The following is a 17669-nucleotide window of genomic DNA, read 5'->3' on the forward strand; positions in this document are numbered from 1 at the left end:
AACGAATAAATCAGCCGCCCATGCGCCACAACAGAAGCCGTGACTTGCGCCAGTCGTGCAACTCGATCTGCTGATCCGCCGGCTGCCCCGGCACCTCAAAGGTGTTGCTGATCAGCAGGCTGCCGGCAGGCATCTGCGCGCAGGCCTTGACCCACAGCTCGGGCATCGGCGCAGGAGACAGAAAGCAATACACCACATCGAACGCAGATAGGTTGCTGCGCCAGAGGTTTTCGTAGCGAATCTGGCAATTGCGCCGTGGCAACGCGCGCAACCAGGCGATGGCAAAAGACAGCGGCGCGGTCTCCACCCCGACAAACTGCGCTTGCGGATAGTGGCGAGCCAAACTCAGCAAGGTGCCGGCCGGGCCGCAACCCAGGTCGATAAAGCGAAACGAGGCGGGCTGTTCGCTGAGCAACGCACACAGCTGGCGGCGCGCGCCGGAACCGGTCAGGTACAGCGGCACCTGCTCACCAAAACTGTTCCAGTTCAGCAGCAACAGCAAAACAAAGCCGCCTAGAAACACCCAGGACGGCAGCGGCGCACCACTGGCTAGCAGCAGTGCCGGGACGAACAGCAGGTTCAACCCGCACCACCAGCGCGACAGCCCGAGGTAGCGCGCCAGCGTGGCCGCCAGCAAGCCTTGTAAGAGGCCGGCAGCCAACCAGGTCGGCCGCCAGGGCGACAGCTGGGCCGTCAGATACAGCGCCAGGCCAATCAGCAAGGTCGCGCCCAACTGGGCAAAAAAAGCCAGCAACGCCGGGTATTGGCGAACAACGCGCAGCATGCAGACCCCTCAACCATCAGACCGATGATGCGCCGCAGTTTAGCCGCGCCAGCAGCTCAATAGGCAGCCCGTGCTAGACTCGCGACCGATTATTGCTCAATTCAACTCTCGGAAGACCCATGGCCAAACGCCAACTCAACCGCCGGCAAAACTGGCGTATCGAAAAAATCCAGGGCGAGCGTGCCGCCCGCGCCGCCAAGCGCGAGTCGCAGGCTGTACAAACGCTTGAGGGCGGTGACCTCGGCCCGGAACAAACCGGCCTGGTGATCGCTCACTTCGGCGTGCAGATCGAAGTTGAAGCACTGGATGGCGAACTGGCCGGCCAGGTATTTCGCTGCCACCTACGCGCCAACCTGCCGACCATGGTCACCGGTGACCAAGTGGTGTGGCGCGCCGGCAACCAGGGCATTGGCGTAATCGTCGCGCAACTGCCGCGCAGCACCGAACTCTGTCGCCCGGACCCTCGCGGCCAGCTCAAGCCGGTAGCGGCCAACGTCGATTTGCTCGTGATTGTTTTCGCGCCGCTGCCTGAGCCACACGCCAACCTGATCGACCGTTACCTGGTGGCTGCCGAGCACGCCGGTATCCGCCCCCTATTACTGCTGAATAAAGCCGACCTGATTGATGAGCAAAACGCTGTGGCACTTAACGCCATGCTCGGCGTTTACCGTCAGCTGGGTTATCAGCTGCTGGAGGTATCGGCGCATCAGGGTGACGGCATGGAGCAACTCAAGCAGCAGCTTGACGGGCATGTCAGTGTGTTTGTGGGGCAGTCCGGGGTGGGTAAATCCTCGCTGGTAAACAGCCTGCTACCCGATGTCGACACCCGCGTGGGTCCGCTTTCGGAGCAATCCGGTCTGGGCACTCACACCACCACAACCGCACGCCTGTTCCACTTCCCCGGCGGCGGCGAGCTGATCGACTCACCCGGTATTCGCGAATTCGGCCTGGTGCATGTCAGCCGCGACGATGTCGAAGCGGGCTTTATCGAGTTTCACGACCTGATCGGCCAATGCCGCTTTCGCGACTGCAAACACGACCGCGAGCCGGGCTGCGCCCTACTCAAAGCCCTGGAAGACGGTCGCCTGCACCCGCAGCGCATGGCCAGTTACCGGCAAATCCTGGCTAGCCTGCCAGAAGCCGAGTACTGAGAAAATCGCCGGGAGCGATTTTTAACGTCGCGCCGCGACGGCCCGTAGGGTGTCAGCCAGGAAGGGCAGACACATCAACAAGAAGGCCGCGATATATCGCGGCCCTTTGCCTGCAGCGCAGCTCATTCAGCGGGCTGATCGAACTGCAACACGCCTTCCTCGAAGATATTCAAGCGCTCGCGCAACTGCGCACCGGGCAAGGGATCGCCTGGCGCGGCTGGCGCAGCTGTATCCGGCACCACAGGTTCAGCGCCTGGCTCTGCAGGCGCATCGCCTGTGGTGGCATCACTCTGTTCGCCCTCGATGGCGCGCTGGGCTTTCTTGGTCAGCACCACAATATCGATACGCCGGTTGACCGGATTGAGCGGAGCCTCCCGGTCAAACAAGGCCGAGGACGCGTAGCCGACCACCCGCGCCACTTGTTCATCGTCATAGCCGCCAGCAATCAGCACACGCCGCGCCGCATTGGCGCGATCAGAGGACAGCTCCCAGTTACCGTAGCCACCACGCCCGACAAAGGGCGCCGCATCGGTATGGCCACTGACGCTGATTTTGTTCGGCACTGCGGCGATGGTGTCAGTCATGGCCAGCAGAATGTCTTCGAAATAGGGCTGCAAGCGCGCGCTACCGGAGGCAAACATCGGCCTATTCGCAGCATCCATGATCTGGATACGCAGGCCATCCTGGGTGATCTCGAAAAGAATCTGATCCTTGAAGTTCTGCAATTGAGGGTTTTCTTCAACCTTGTTCTGCAGCTCCTGCAGCAACAGCTCCAAGCGCTCACGCTCGACTTCTTCGGCTATCGACTCGGCCTGCAACTTATCTACGTCCGCCTGCGCGTCCTCGGCCGGGCTCTTTTCTTCCTGAGGCTGATCATTGAGGGTGCGATCAGGCGAGGGCGTGGGCGTACCGCCCAGGTCAATCACATAGGGGCTGGCACTTTCCGAGAATCCGACAGGGTCCTGAAAGTAGCCGGATATCAGTTTTTTCTGCTCCGGCGTTGCCGTGGTCATCAACCACATCACCATAAAGAACGCCATCATCGCCGTGGCAAAGTCAGCAAAGGCAATTTTCCAGGCACCACCGTGGTGGCCGCCAGCAACCTTTTTAACTCGCTTGACGATAATCGGCTGGTTATTTTCCATGCTGTGTCTTAGCTCCCACGCATGGCCTGTTCAAGCTCTGCGAAGCTAGGACGATGCGCTGGATAAAGCACCTTGCGGGAAAACTCCACAGCCAACGACGGTGGCATACCCGAGGCCGAGGCCACCAGGCCGGCCTTGATCGCTTCGTACACGTTCAACTCTTCCTTGGCATCATGCTCCAGCGAACCGGCCAGCGGACCGAAAAAGCCATAGGACGCCAGAATCCCGAGGAAGGTACCTACTAGAGCGGTACCGACCTTCTCACCAATCTCTGCGTTATCGGCCTCGGCGAGAATCGACATGGTGATCACAATGCCCAGCACCGCCGCCACGATCCCCATGGCCGGCATACCGTCGGCCACCTTGGCCACGGCATGCGCAGGGTGCTCAATCTCTTCTTTGAGACTGGCGATTTCCATATCGAACAGCCCCTCAAGCTCATGCGGCGCCATGTTGCCAGACGACATGATGCGCAGATAATCGCAGATAAAAGCTGTCATCTGCTGGTCTTTCAGGATGCCAGGAAACTTGCTGAAAATCGGGCTGGCAGCGGGGTCTTCGACGTCGGCCTCAATGGCCATCATGCCTTCACGGCGGCTTTTGTTGAGAATCTCGTAAAGCAGCTTGAGCACATCAAGGTAGTACGCATGGGTAAAGCGCGAGCTGAACATGCTCAGCGACTTTTTGAACACATGCATAAAGGCGCTGCCCGGGTTGGCCTGCAGAAAAGCCCCCAGTGCCGCACCTCCGATGATCATCACCTCGAAGGGATGGACCAACGACATGAACTGGCCGCCGGAGAGGATAAAGCCGCCCAACACACTGGCGAATACAACAATGATGCCGATGATTTTTGCCATAGAAAGAGACTTGCCAGAGAGGGTAGAAAGGGGCTTTGCAAAACAACCCTTCTATTTATCGGAAGTTTTGCGCGAGACTATAGCCAGTTAAGGTCAAAAGCCAGCTTGTCTCAACCCCCATGCCAAAGCCCACCCACTATCCGCGCACCCTGACAGACTGGCTCAAGCAGCTGGACAGCCAACTATTGCCTGCCTCCATCGACAGCCAAGAAAAACTGCGCCGCGCCCTGGCAGACAGTAATCGCTCGATGCGTGAGCTGGCAGACCTGATGCAGGGCTGCCCAGCGCTGGCACTCAGCGTCTTGCGTGAAGCCAACCGCAAAAGCAGCGGGCTGAGCGAGCAGACCGAAAGCCTCGAAGCCGCTATCAACCGCCTCGGCATTAAGCGCACCGAAGATCTACTCCATCAGCTGCCTGCCCTCCCCGAGCAGGAGCTGCCCAAAGCGCTCAGGCAAATCCAGCTGATCAGCCAGCATGCTAGCCACCAGGCCAACGGTCTGTTTGCCGGGCGCCTGGCACGCCTATGGCAGGAAGTGCACTGGGGTAGCCTGCTGTTTCTTGCACCGATCTGGACCCTGCTCGCCGCCCATCCTGAGCTGTTCGAGGTCTGGGAGCAGCGCGTGCTGGTTAAGGGTGAGGCGGCAGCCAAGGTCGAAAAGGAATTACTGGGCGTGCCGTTGCTGAAGCTGTGCCTGGCCCTAAGTGAGCAGTGGCATTTGCCGGAATGGATCACCCAAGGTTATCGCCTGCTGGTCAGCGACCGGCGCCTGCTGGTCAAGGCGCTGCATATCGCCCGCGACAATGAGCACCCACTACACCAGCAGCAAATTCTCGACGCCGACAACAACCTGCGCCGCTGGCTGACTCATCCAGCTAACAGCATTTTGCTGGCCAACGGCCTGGCGCTTTCTGCGCACTACGCCTGGAACAGCGCGCACAGCTTGCGCTGGCAGCGCCTGACCGGTTTATTCCTGCAACTGCCGCTCGATAACGTGCAGCAATTGCTGCACCAGAACGCCGTCAGCAGCGCCCGGCAAATTCCCGGCAACGACCTCTGGCACCCGGCCGAAGCGCTGCTCTGGCCGTGGCAGGCGCGGCACCTGCAAGCCACAGTCGAGCAGCCCAAGCCTGCTGTCGTCAGCGAGTGGCGCCAGCAATGCGCGCAACTGCTCGCCCAACCCAGTGCATTTACCAATGTGCTGCAGCTCACCGCCTGCGCCAACCAAGCCATCCAGGCCTGCGGTATGCAGCGTGTGCTGATTCTGCTGGCCGACCGCAACCACACGCGCCTGATCACTCAGCAGCAGAGCGGCCTGGACAAAGCCGCCGCCAGCCTCAGCCTTGACCCGCAGCAAAGCCAAGTGTTGCGCCGCCTGCTCAGCGCCCCGGCACAACTCAAACTGACCCCGGCCAACATCGCGCAGTTTTCCGCGATGCTGCCCGGCTCGCTGAAAAGCCTGTTCCCCAGCGAACACCTGCTGATCCGCTCCATCGCCAGCAACAACCGCGTGATCATGCTGCTGTTAGCCGACCAGGGCGGCCGGGCGCTAAGCGATACCAGCGTGCAGGGCTTCGGCAAAACCGTGCAATGCATTGAGCGCGCCCTGGCCAGCTTTGCCAGCCGCAGCCGCTAGGCTTTCCGCTACAATCCGTCCCTTCCCCGCCAAAAGAGGCCCGGCATGACCGCCTTCGCTGAGTTGCCCTTGCTGATCGAACCCGCGCAACTGGCCAGCCGCCTGAATGCGCCCGAGCTGATCCTGGTCGACCTGACCAGCAGCGCGCGCTACGCCGCCGGGCACATCCCCGGCGCACGTTTTGTCGACCCCAAACGCACTCAGCTGGGCCAGCCGCCGGCACCCGGTCTGCTGCCGGAGCAAGCACAACTTGAGCAACTGTTCGGCGAACTGGGGCATAACCCCGGTGCAGTCTACGTGGTGTATGACGATGAAGGCGGCGGCTGGGCCGGACGCTTTATCTGGTTGCTAGATGTGATTGGCCACACGCGCTACCACTATCTGGACGGCGGCCTGCAGGCCTGGCTGGCAGAAGAACGCGAGTTCAGCACGGCAGTGCCGCAAGCGGGCGCGCAAGCCGTTAGCCTGAGCATCGATCCGGCACCTACAGCCACTCGCGAATACCTGCAAAGCCGCCTCGGCGCCGCCGACCTGGCCATCTGGGATGCCCGCGCACCCAGTGAATACAGCGGCGAGAAAGTCCTGGCGCAAAAAGCCGGGCATATCCCTGGCGCCATCAACTTCGAATGGACCGCAGGTATGGACCCCGCGCGCGCGCTGCGTATTCGCCAGAACATCCAGGCACAGCTAAACAGCCTCGGTATCACCGCCGAAAAAGAAATCATCACCCACTGCCAAACCCACCATCGCTCCGGCTTCACCTACCTGGTCGCCAAGCTCCTCGGCTATCCACGGGTAAAGGCCTATGCCGGCTCCTGGGGCGAGTGGGGCAACCACCCGGACACTCCGGTCGAGCGTTAGCAGGCTGTTGAAAAACTACCTGCTAAGCACCCGCAGACCGTCAACCCTTTTTAAGGAACGCCAATGAAAGATCGTCTGTTTATCCTCAGCCAGTACCTGCTGCCGCATCACCTGCTCTCGCACCTAATCGGCTGCGCCGCTGAATGCCGCGCGGGCTGGTTCAAGAACCGCCTGATCAGTTGGTTTGCCAAGCAGTACCAAGTCAACATGAGCGAAGCTCAGGTCGAAGACCTGACCGCCTTTGCCCATTTTAATGACTTCTTTACCCGCGCCCTGAAAGACGGCGCCCGCCCGCTCGACAGCAGCCCCGGCGCAGTGCTCTGCCCGGCCGATGGCGCAGTCAGCCAGCTGGGTAAAATCGAACAAGGCCGGGTATTCCAGGCCAAGGGCCACAGCTTCAGCGTGATCGAATTGCTGGGCGGCGACAGCCAGCGCGCTGCAGCTTTTATGGGCGGTGATTTCGCCACCATTTACCTCTCACCCAAGGATTACCACCGCGTGCACATGCCGCTGACCGGCACGCTGAAAGAAATGGTCTACGTGCCAGGCCGGCTATTCTCGGTCAACCAGACCACCGCAGAGAATGTGCCCGAGTTGTTCGCACGCAACGAGCGTGTGGTCTGTTTGTTTGACACCGAGCGCGGCCCGATGGCTGTAGTACTGGTTGGTGCGATGATCGTGGCCTCAATCGAAACCGTCTGGGCGGGCCTGGTCACGCCACCAAAACGCACGCTGAAAACATTCAGTTACGACGAAGCGGCACGCGCGCCAATCATGCTGGAAAAAGGCGCAGAGCTCGGGCGCTTCAAGCTGGGCTCCACCGCCATCGTGCTGTTTGGCCCTGAGCAGGTGCAATGGGCCGCAGAATTGGCCGCCAACAGCCCGGTGCAAATGGGTCAGCGCCTCGCCGCACCACGCGGCTAACCCGCCAAAGCCGGTACTGTCAGTCCATGCGGACAGTGCCGGGACAACTGATCGGCGTGAACCTCTGCCCATGAAAACCAGTCACAACAATTAATTCCAGATGGTTTGCATGCCGCACCAGCTTGGCAACCCGCCAAGGCCATGGCTGCGGGAGGCGCGAGATGCTGCTAAAGTCGAAACATAATTCCTAGACTGATTTGTCTTGCCCGTGTGCTGGAGTATCCGATTTAGATGGATAAACAGAATTCTCACTTGCGCCTGCGCATCACCACGCCGGATAAGCAAAGCCTGTCATTCTGCGAAGCCAGCCCTCGCGATCTAAAAAAATGGGTCGATGGCCTGCCCAAGGCCAATATCGGTGAAACCGCGCGCCTGCTTTATCAGGCATTGGTGGAACTCAACCAACTGCTGACTCCCTCGGAAAATCGCCTGCATTTGCTGGAGATCCTCCGCCCGGAAATCTATTTCGTCTGCAAGCAATTAGAAAAACACTTCCTTAACCAAGCCATCGTCCTTGATGAACGGCCGCGCAAGGTCGCCAACCTATGCCAGGCCCTGCAGAACCACCTGGCCATCGGCTACAAGCTGATCGCCTCACACCTGGCTGCGCACCCCCGCGAACACCACCAAATGTTTGCTGTTGCCTTGCAGCGCGCCATCCACAGCCTATGCGGCCCACTGATTCGCGCCAGTCAACTGTACTGCCCGGTTCCTGAAGGACTCTGGTTTGAGTTGCACCAGCTGTACCAGATGGCTCTGGCGCGAGGCCTGCAAAAAACCATGATTCGTGACAGCCAGGCCCTACGCACCCAAGGCCTGAGCACCGAGCAAAGCTACATAATTGCCCTGATGCTCGGTTGCGCACGCTGCAACCAGATGCGCCAGAGCGCGATTGCGCGCCTGGCCGAAGGGCTCGAACCCTGGAGCGCGCTGGTCACTCTGCAGGCGGGCGACGCGCCCTCCAGCCTGTTTGCCGTTGCCCCGCAACAAGATGGTCCACCCCGCTACATCTCGCTGTTCCAGCAGAGCGAGCTGCACAAGGCGGTAGGCGTAGATCCCAGCCAACTGGTAGATGCCATCAAAGAGCACCTGCTGCTGCCAGCCGAGAACCTCGACCAATCGCGCCTGAGCGTCCCCGAAGGCTTCAGCCACGACATGCTGCAGCACCTGGCCGCCGCCTGGGGCGATATCGCCGAGCGCACCTTCCAGCGTAGCCAAGGCCAGGGCGCCTTGACCCTGTGCATCGGCATGAGCGCACTGCATTTCTACCTGGCCGGCAAACGCCCGTTCAACGAAGTACTGCAGCTAGCGGTAACGACCAATGCAGCGGTATTCAAGGCCGATCCCGGCGTACCGGATATCTGGTCGAACGCCTTTGATGCGCAAAAAAGCAACCAATGGGAAAACGGCCTTCCCTTTGAAGAAATTCAATACGATCAACCAGACATGAACGGCGGGAGCGCCGAAAGCCATCAAGTCGAGAACTACCCGACTTACGAAGTAGCCATCGTCAACATCAGCCCTGGCGGCTACTGCCTGTCATGGCCGAAAGATGTACCCAGCCAACTCCAGGCCGGCGAACTGCTTGGCGTACAAGGCCAGCCACAACAAGGCTGGAGCATTGCTGTAGTGCGCTGGATTCGCCAAGTGCGTGGCGGCGGCACCCAAATGGGTATCGAACTCATTGCTCCGCACGCCCAGGCCTGCGGCCTGCAGCTGGTGCGCAAGGCCGAGCATAACAGCCAGTACCTGCGGGCCCTGCTGCTGCCAGAAATCAGCGCCATTTCCAGACCGGCCAGCCTGATCGCCGCGCGCCTGCCATTTCAGGAAGGCAGCAAGGTCAGCATCAATCTCAATGGCAACGAACACCGTGCAGTGCTCAGCCGCCGGCAAACCAGCACTGGCAGTTTCAACCAGTTCGAATACCGTGGCGTCGAGCAGATAGGCAGTGAGCACGGGAAGCCTGTCACAGCACCGAAAGGCCGCACGCAGGGCGGGGAGGAAGACTTTGACTCACTCTGGAAGTCACTGTAGATTGCCGACGCACTCCCTTTTGTCGCCTTTTCGCGCCCGTTCAGCGCAGATTTGATACCACACCATGGCCATTGAAAAAAAAACCATTCGGCTACTGATACTCGAAGACTCGCAGAACGAGGCCGAGCGCCTGGTCAGCCTGTTCCGTAATGCTGGGCGGGCAACTCGCGTGCATCGCCTGAGTTCCAGCGACGACCTCAACGAGGCCCTGCAGCAAAGCTGGGACCTGCTGATCTGCGCGCCGAGCAGCGAACAACTTGCGCCGAGTGAAGCGATTGGCGCGATCCGTCGCCAGGCCAAAGATATTCCGGTCATTCAGCTGCTCGCCGACAACGACTCCGACAGCATCACCGAAGCGCTGATGCTCGGCGCCCAGGACGCATTGCCGCAAGGCGAAGACGAGCGCCTGGTGCTGGTCGCCAAGCGCGAACTGGCCAACCTGGAAGAACGCCGCGCCCGTCGCGCCTCTGAAGTGGCGCTGCGCGAAGCGGAAAAACGCTGCCAACTGCTGCTCGACAGCTCCGTCGATGCCATCACTTACGTACACGATGGCATGCACATCTACGCCAACCGCGCTTACCTGGAGCTGTTCGCTTACGAAGATGCCGACGAACTGGAAGGCATGCCGATGATCGACCTGATCGGCAGCAGCGACCAGTCCAGCTTCAAGGACTTCCTGAAAAACTATCAAAATGCCGAAGGCAGTGCCGAGCTCAACTGTGCCGGTATCAAGGCCAATGGCCAAAGTTTCCCGGCACAGATGAGCTTCTCCCCCGCCACTTACGATGGCGAGCCCTGCATCCAGGTGGTGATTCGCGCCGAAACCAGCAACGCTGAACTGGAAGAAAAACTGCGCGAGATCAGCAGCCAGGATCTGGTGACCGGCCTGTTCAACCGCACCCACTTCCTCGAGCTGATGGATAACGCTGCCGAACGCGCGGTGAATGCCGGACAGCCGTCTAGCCTCGCCTACATCCGGGTAGATCGCTACGCCAGCCTGCTTGCCGATATCGGCCTCGCGGACATCGACATCCTGCTCACAGACCTGGCGAACCTGTTGCGTGCGTACTTCAGCGCCGACGCACAACTGGCACGCTTTGGTGATGACGTATTTGCCGTACTGCAACCCGGCGTCAACCCAGAAAGTACTCGCGAGCAGCTAAACAGCCTGCTGAAAAAAGTCGAAGGCCACCTGTTCGACGTCAGCGGCCGCACCGTGCAAAGCACCCTGTCGATTGGTGTGGCCGGGCTCAACGAGAAAACCGCCAAGGCTCAGGAAGTGGTCGACCGCGCGCATCGTTGCGCCGACGAGTTGAGCGATGGCAATGCGATCAAGATCTTCAACCCGGCGGATGAGCTGGCCGCAGCGGCGAACCGCGGCAACATCGTCGCAATGATTCAGCAGGCGCTGGAGAAGAACAGCTTCCGCCTATTGTTCCAGCCAATCATCAGCCTGCGCGGCGACAGTTTTGAGCATTACGAGGCGCTGCTGCGCCTGATCGGCCCGCAGGGCGAGGAAATTGCGCCAACCGAACTGTTCAACGCAGCGAAAGATGCAGGGCTTGCCGAGAAGATCGACCGCTGGGTCATCCTCAACTCGATCAAACTGCTCGCCGACCACCGCAGCAAAGGTCACAACACCCGCCTGTTCGTACACCTGTCGACGGCCAGCCTGCAGGACCAGACCCTGCTGCCGTGGCTCAGCGTGGCCCTGAAAGCTGCACGCCTGCCGTCGGACTCACTGGTCTTCCAGTTCAGCGAGCCGGACGCCATTGCCTACCTGAAACAAGCCAAGGCCATCACCCAAGGCCTCCACGAGCTGCACTGCAAATCCGCCATCACCCAATTCGGCTGCTCGCTAAATCCGTTCAACACGCTCAAGCACCTGCATATCGACTTCGTCAAAGTCGACAGCTCCTTCTCCCAGGACCTGAGTAATGCAGATAATCAAGAAGCGTTGAAAACCCTGCTGGCCAGCCTGCACTCCCAAGCCAAACTGACCATCGTGCCCTTCGTCGAGAGCGCCAGCGTGCTGGCTACGCTTTGGCAAGCCGGGGTCAACTATATCCAGGGGCATTACCTGCAGGGCCCGAGCCAGTCGATGGATTACGACTTCTCGGCTGGCGACGAGTAAGCAGTACAGGTACAAGAAAGCCGCCCGAGGGCGGCTTTTGTTTGCCTGCGATTTACTCCAAGCCGTCGCGATCGCGAAAGCCCAGCAGATAAAGAATGCCGTCCAGACCCAGGGTCGAGATTGCCTGTTTGGCCGACTGCTTGACCAGCGGCTTGGCGCGGAACGCCACACCCAGGCCGGCAATCGCCAGCATCGGCAGATCATTGGCGCCATCGCCCACGGCAATCGTCTGCTCCAGGCGCAGCCCTTCCTTGGCCGCCAGCTCGCGCAGCAAGTCAGCCTTGCGCTGAGCATCGACAATCGGTTCGACCGCCACACCGGTGACCCGGCCATCGACGATCTGCAGCTCGTTGGCGAACACATAGTCGATGCCCAACTTGGCCTGCAGCTGCTTGGCAAAGTAGGTGAAGCCGCCGGAGAGGATCGCTGTTTTGTAGCCCAGACGGCGCAGCTCGCTGAACAAGGTTTCAGCGCCCTCGGTCAGGCGCAGCGAAGCGCCGATGTCGGCCAATACCGTTTCTGGCAATCCCTTGAGCAGCGCCAGGCGTTCGCGGAAGCTGGCGGCAAAATCCAGCTCACCGCGCATGGCGCGCTCGGTAATCTCCGCCACCTGCTCGCCGACGCCAGCGGCCTTGGCCAACTCATCGATCACCTCGGCCTCGATCAGCGTCGAATCCATATCGAACACCGCCAACCGGCGATTACGACGGAACAGCGAGTCGCGCTGGAACGCGATATCAACGTTCAGCTCCTGCGCCACGCTGAGAAATTCGGCGCGCAGGGCCGCCGGATCGGCGGGCTCGCCACGCACCGAGAACTCGATGCAGCCTTTGCCCTGCTCGGCCGGCACATCCAACGGCATACGCCCGGAGAGACGGTCGATATGGTCGATATTCAGATCATAGCGCGCGGTAATTGCACTGACGCGCTGCAGCTGCTCGGCGGTGACCTTACGGGTTAGCAGGGTGACGATATGCCGAGCTTTGCCCTGACCGCTGACCCACTGCTGGTAGTCCGCCTCCGATACCGGAGTAAAGCGCACCTGCTGATCAAGCTTGTAGGCGGTAAAGAGGATGTCTTTGAGCACCGACGAGGCGCGCTCGGTATCCGGAATCTCCACCAGAATGCCGAACGACAGGGTGTCATGGATCACCGCCTGGCCAATATCGAGGATATTCACCCCGCCCTGGGCCAGTACGCCGGTGATGGCGGCAGTCAAACCGGGGCGATCTTCGCCGGTGATATTGATCAGGACGATTTCGCGCAAGGCTCGGTCTCCAGTACAGCGTCAGGGGCAGCGGCTTGCGGAACGGGTCACACGCCGCACAAAGGCGCACATTCTACCCATTTTCACCGCCAAACAGCCACGCACAGCGCTTTGCCCACTGCGGGGGCACCGCTATACTGCGCGCCAACTAAAGTCGACATGAGCCGAGCTCTGTGAACCGGCCCGCCCCCGTAAAGCCCGATAATTTCTTTTTGCTGCTGTTCCAGGCCCTGCGCCAACGGCGCATCCCCCTGGCACTGCGCATTGTCAGCCATAGCCTGTTGCTGGTGGCCCTGGCCCTGGTGATCTATGCCTGGGTGATCGGCATGCAGTTCAAGCATGCCATGCAGCAGCAGGCCGAAGCCCTGGGCACCAGCCTGATTACCCAGACGGCCGCCTCGGCGACCGAGCTGCTGGTGTCCAATGACATCCTCAGCCTCAACGTGCTGCTCAACAACCTGGTGAAGAACCCGCTGGTAGCCCACGCCGCCATCTACAGCGTGGACAACCGCATTCTTGCTGAGTCAGGTTCACGCCCAAGCAAGAGCATGCTCGGGGAAACCGAGGGGCTGTATTCAACGCCGATCACCTTCCAGGAGGTAATCGCCGGGCAGCTGCGCATCAGCCTGGATATGCAGCAGTTTCAGCAGCCGATGACCATCAGCCTGCAGAGTATGGGCATCCTCAGCCTGATCCTGCTGGCTCTGACCCTGTCCTTGAGCATGCGCCTGGGACGGCATATTTCCACGCCACTGCTGCAGCTACGCGTTTGGCTGCGTGACCCGGATGATCCGGCGCCCGGCGCCGGCCGCCAGGATGAAATCGGTGACCTGGCGCGCCAGCTGCAAGCGCGCTTGGTAGCGGAAAAACCTGCACTGCCAGAAGAAGACGAAGAGCCGTTCTACGACGACGAGCCAGTCGCCCAGGACGATGACGACTACCTGCCTGAATCGTTCGATGATGAGCCGGACTTCGAAGTGCGTGACTTGCACGATGATCGCTTCGATAAACAGGACGAGGCTGTTGAGTCCCTGGACGACAGCGCTGAGACCTACGCCGACAGCGCAGTGGATGATCCATTCTCAGAGCTGCGCGATGACGACGAGCCTGCGCCTGTAGTAGCGACTGTACCCGCAATACAGCAGCCCCAGCCCAGCGCCGTACTGGCGATCCAACTGGGCGCGCAGGAACAACTACGGCGCCTGCCGCGCACCCGCCTGATGGAGTTGCTGCAACGCTACCGTGACTGCCTGGACCGGGCTGCCAGCCTGTATCAGGGCGAGCTGCACACCCTCAGCGATGGCAGCAGCCTGATGCTGTTTCACCAGCTGGATATTGGTGAGGACTACCTAACCCACGCCATCTGCTGCGGCGAACTGATGCGCGCACTCGGCCATGCTCTGCAAATCGAAGTGGCGGACAGCGGCATCACCCTGCAACTGCAGCTTGGCCTGACGCTGGGCGAAAACCTCAGGGACCTCAGCCAGGGCGACCTGTTGCTTAGCGAGACGACGCAGAACGCCCTGGCGCTGTCACAGCACAGCCGCAACCTGCTGCTGGTCGAGCGCAGCGTTGCTGACGACGCGCGGGTCAGCCAGTGCGCGCGCATTCGCGCCATCGCCAGCCCACAAGGCGCCTGCTGTGTAGAGCGGTTGCTGGAACCCTACCCATCGCTGCTGGAGCGCCAACTGGCGCGTATGCACGAAAACCATTAATCCGACCCCACAAAAAGCCCGCCTGATTGGCGGGCTTTTTGTGGGCGGCACTTAGAAGCGGAACACTTCGCCTTCATCACGCATCGGCTCAAACACCGGGATACGCGGCGCGGGGGGCGTAGGCTTTGCCGGCGCTGGTTTACGGCGCGGCGCGGGCGCTACCGGCACAGGCTTGCCGTGAACGTCCACGGCTACAGCCAATTGCTCAACCAACTGTTGCACCAGCCAGCTCTGCGCCCTTACCTGATCAACGATGGTGCCACTGTGGGCCTCTTCCAGACGTACCAAACGCCCATCGAGCAACTTGCCATCGGCACCCGCCAGTCGCCACTGCGCCTCCAGCACAGCCGGACGCTGCGGGCCTGAATCAAAACGGGTAATCGACAGGTCCAGGCGCACCTGCGGCACAAAGCCGGCGGCGGCCGGCGCCAGCACCAGGCGCTGGCTATCCAAGCGCGAAGCCAGCTGGCGCAGTAGCTGCTGATCGATATCGGCCGCCAAGCTGCCGGCCCAGCGCGCATCATCTGCGGCAATCAGACTGCCATCGACCTGGCGCTGCAACAACGCATCGCGCTGCAGGTAATCGGCAATCGCCACCGGCCCGAGCAGCACAGCAATACCCTGTTCAGCTGCAGGCACACGAATATCACCACTATCCAGTTGGTATAACGGTGCCTGCTGATAGTGTGTGCAACCTGCCAGACCAAGCACGCCGGCCAGCAACAGAATTCCAGGAAAACGCAGTACGGTCATCTCTCTCATCCAGCCGGCCAGGTTGCCGGTGTGCATACACAGTGGGTGCCGGCGGGCCGCTTGCGTGACCCGCCTTACGGCCGCGTATCATCCTTGAAAGCCGCTCGCGACTCCAGCGCAGCACTGTGCCGGCATGCGTCAAGCGCTTAACCCAGGGCTTCGACCAGCAAGCTGTCGACGCGCTGGAAGCCGCGCGGCAGCTTGTTACCCCGCCGCCCGCGCTCACCTTTGTAGTGCTCCAGGTCATCGGCCTTGAGCGACAGGGTACGTTTGCCGGCCTGCAATACCAGGGTCGCCCCGACCGGCAGCACCGCCAGATCGGTGAGGTATTCCTCACGCGAAGCGACCCGATCTCCGGGGATGCCGATGATCTTGTTGCCCTTGCCTTTGCCCAGTTGCGGCAGATCCGCGACCTTGAACAGCAGCAGGCGGCCTTCGGTGGTCACCGCCGCCAGCCAGTCTTCTTCGCGGTTAGCCAAGGGCTTGGGCGGCACCACCAGAGCGCCGGAAGGCAGGCTAAGCAGTGCTTTGCCGGCTTTGTTCTTGGCTTGCAGGTCTTCACCCTTGACCACAAAACCGTAGCCGGCGTCGGAGGCGATCACATAGAGCGCGTTGTCGTCCGGCAGCAGCACGCACTCGAAAGTCGCACCCGGCGGTGGCTGCAAGCGGCCGGTCAACGGCTCGCCCTGGCCACGGGCGGATGGCAGTGAATGGGCCGCCAGTGAGTAGCTGCGCCCGGTGGAGTCGATAAACACCGCATATTGATTAGAACGGCCTGGCGCTGAGGTCTTGAAGCCGTCGCCAGCCTTGTACGAAAGACCGGTGGCGTCGATATCGTGGCCCTTGGCGCAACGCACCCAGCCTTTTTCCGAGATCACCACGGTGACCGGCTCGGTCGGCATCAGCTCGGTTTCGCTCAGCGCTTTGGCTTCGGCGCGGGCAACGATGGGCGAACGACGGTTGTCGCCGTATTTCTCGGCGTCGGCCAGAAGCTCCTGACGCACCAGCTTCTTCAGCTTGGTCTCACTACCCAGCAGAGCCAGCAGCTTGTCGCGCTCCTTGGCCAGCTCGTCCTGCTCGCCACGAATCTGCATTTCCTCAAGCCGCGCGAGCTGGCGCAGGCGGGTTTCAAGGATGTACTCAGCCTGAATCTCGGTGAGGCCGAAGCGCTCCATCAGCACGGGCTTGGGCGAGTCCTCGGTGCGGATGATGCGGATCACTTCGTCGAGGTTGAGGAAGGCAATCAAGCGACCTTCCAACAGGTGCAAGCGATGTTCGACCTTGTCCAGACGGAACTGCAGGCGACGGCGCACGGTGCCAACGCGGTACTGCAACCACTCGGTGAGCAGGGTGCGCAGGTCCTTGACCGAGGGTTTGCCATCGAGGCCAATCACATTGGTGTTGACCCGGTAGCTGGACTCCAGCTCGGTGGTGGCGAACAGGTGCTGCATCAGCTCATCGGCATCCACCCGGTTGGAGCGCGGGATGATGACGATACGGCACGGGTGCTCATGGTCCGACTCATCGCGCAGGTCGGCGACCATCGGCAGCTTTTTGGCCTGCATCTGCGCGGCAATCTGCTCCAGCACCTTGGCCCCGGAGACCTGATGCGGCAGCGAGGTGACTACCACATCGCCATCCTCGACGCGGTACACGGCGCGCATACGCACCGAGCCTTTGCCGGTTTCGTAGATTTTCAGCAGGTCGCTGCGCGGGGTGATGATTTCCGCTTCGGTTGGGTAGTCCGGGCCGAGAATGTGTTCACAGAGCTGCTCGACCGTGGCATTCGGCTCGTCCAGCAAGCGAATGCAGGCCGTCGCGACCTCGCGCAGGTTATGCGGCGGCACGTCGGTGGCCATACCCACGGCGATACCGGTGGTGCCGTTGAGCAGAATGTTCGGCAGGCGCGCCGGCAAAGTGGCCGGCTCATTCATGGTGCCGTCGAAGTTCGGCACCCAGTCAACGGTGCCTTGGCCCAGCTCGGTGAGTAACACTTCCGCATAGCGCGACAGGCGCGCCTCGGTGTAACGCATGGCGGCGAAGGATTTCGGATCGTCCGGCGCACCCCAATTACCCTGGCCGTCGACCAAGGTGTAGCGGTAGCTGAATGGCTGGGCCATCAGCACCATGGCTTCGTAGCAGGCGCTGTCGCCGTGGGGGTGGAACTTGCCGAGCACGTCACCAACGGTACGCGCCGATTTTTTGTGCTTGGAGTCGGCGTCCAGGCCCAGCTCGCTCATGGCGTAGACGATGCGCCGCTGCACGGGCTTCAAGCCGTCGCCGATATGCGGCAGGGCACGGTCCATGATCACGTACATGGAGTAATTGAGGTAAGCCTGCTCGGTAAAATCGGCAAGGGAACGGCGTTCAACACCGTCCAGGCTTAAATCGAGGGTGTCGCTCATGC

13 protein-coding genes are annotated in these 17669 nt (G+C 61.1%); 7 read left to right on the plus strand and 6 right to left on the minus strand.

All coding sequences use genetic code 11. The features are described 5' to 3' along the window. Window positions 1–10: 10 nt before the first annotated feature. Window positions 11–784, minus strand: a complete 774-nt coding sequence (locus AC0T4W_RS18320; RefSeq protein ID WP_476321400.1) for a class I SAM-dependent methyltransferase — start codon at window positions 782–784, stop codon at window positions 11–13. A 119-nt stretch (window positions 785–903) separates the two neighbouring features. Between AC0T4W_RS18320 and rsgA the strand changes: the two genes are divergently transcribed. Continuing rightward, entirely contained in the window at window positions 904–1935 is a 1032-nt protein-coding gene (gene rsgA, locus AC0T4W_RS18325; protein WP_476321402.1) for a small ribosomal subunit biogenesis GTPase RsgA, read from the plus strand. 122 nt (window positions 1936–2057) lie between these two features. Here rsgA and motB read toward each other — a convergent pair whose 3' ends face one another. Both motB and motA read right to left on the minus strand, forming a co-directional pair. Beyond that, window positions 2058–3080, minus strand: coding sequence for a flagellar motor protein MotB (motB, locus tag AC0T4W_RS18330; protein WP_476321404.1), 1023 nt, complete (start codon window positions 3078–3080; stop codon window positions 2058–2060). An 8-nt stretch (window positions 3081–3088) separates the two neighbouring features. After that, window positions 3089–3940: a flagellar motor stator protein MotA gene (motA, locus tag AC0T4W_RS18335; RefSeq protein WP_476321406.1), complete on the minus strand. Its 852-nt coding sequence runs from the start codon at window positions 3938–3940 to the stop codon at window positions 3089–3091. 119 nt (window positions 3941–4059) lie between these two features. On the opposite strand from motA, the gene AC0T4W_RS18340 reads away from it, so the two are divergent. The 5 genes from AC0T4W_RS18340 to AC0T4W_RS18360 all read left to right on the plus strand — a co-directional run bounded on the left by AC0T4W_RS18340 (window position 4060) and on the right by AC0T4W_RS18360 (window position 11527). Beyond that, window positions 4060–5574, plus strand: coding sequence for an HDOD domain-containing protein (locus tag AC0T4W_RS18340; protein WP_476321407.1), 1515 nt, complete (start codon window positions 4060–4062; stop codon window positions 5572–5574). A 45-nt stretch (window positions 5575–5619) separates the two neighbouring features. Continuing rightward, window positions 5620–6435, plus strand: coding sequence for a rhodanese-like domain-containing protein (locus tag AC0T4W_RS18345; protein ID WP_476321409.1), 816 nt, complete (start codon window positions 5620–5622; stop codon window positions 6433–6435). Window positions 6436–6498: 63 nt separating this feature from the next. After that, window positions 6499–7359: an archaetidylserine decarboxylase gene (gene asd / locus AC0T4W_RS18350; RefSeq protein ID WP_476321411.1), complete on the plus strand. Its 861-nt coding sequence runs from the start codon at window positions 6499–6501 to the stop codon at window positions 7357–7359. 231 nt (window positions 7360–7590) lie between these two features. Next, window positions 7591–9393, plus strand: coding sequence for a molecular chaperone (locus AC0T4W_RS18355; RefSeq protein ID WP_476321413.1), 1803 nt, complete (start codon window positions 7591–7593; stop codon window positions 9391–9393). A 64-nt stretch (window positions 9394–9457) separates the two neighbouring features. Then, window positions 9458–11527: an EAL domain-containing protein gene (locus AC0T4W_RS18360; RefSeq protein ID WP_476321415.1), complete on the plus strand. Its 2070-nt coding sequence runs from the start codon at window positions 9458–9460 to the stop codon at window positions 11525–11527. A gap of 52 nt (window positions 11528–11579) precedes the next feature. On the opposite strand, the gene serB is transcribed toward AC0T4W_RS18360, so the two are convergent. After that, window positions 11580–12794, minus strand: coding sequence for a phosphoserine phosphatase SerB (gene serB, locus AC0T4W_RS18365; RefSeq protein ID WP_476321417.1), 1215 nt, complete (start codon window positions 12792–12794; stop codon window positions 11580–11582). A gap of 173 nt (window positions 12795–12967) precedes the next feature. On the opposite strand from serB, the gene AC0T4W_RS18370 reads away from it, so the two are divergent. Then, on the plus strand, window positions 12968–14509 hold the full coding sequence (locus AC0T4W_RS18370; protein ID WP_476321419.1) for an AhpA/YtjB family protein: 1542 nt from the start codon (window positions 12968–12970) through the stop codon (window positions 14507–14509). Window positions 14510–14560: 51 nt separating this feature from the next. Here AC0T4W_RS18370 and AC0T4W_RS18375 read toward each other — a convergent pair whose 3' ends face one another. Together AC0T4W_RS18375 and parC are read right to left on the minus strand one after the other, a co-directional pair. Beyond that, window positions 14561–15262, minus strand: coding sequence for a PqiC family protein (locus AC0T4W_RS18375; RefSeq protein WP_476321421.1), 702 nt, complete (start codon window positions 15260–15262; stop codon window positions 14561–14563). A 146-nt stretch (window positions 15263–15408) separates the two neighbouring features. Beyond that, entirely contained in the window at window positions 15409–17667 is a 2259-nt protein-coding gene (parC, locus tag AC0T4W_RS18380; RefSeq protein WP_476321423.1) for a DNA topoisomerase IV subunit A, read from the minus strand. Between the last annotated feature and the right edge of the window lie 2 nt (window positions 17668–17669).

The sequence above is a fragment of the Pseudomonas sp. C7.1 genome (assembly GCF_056312395.1).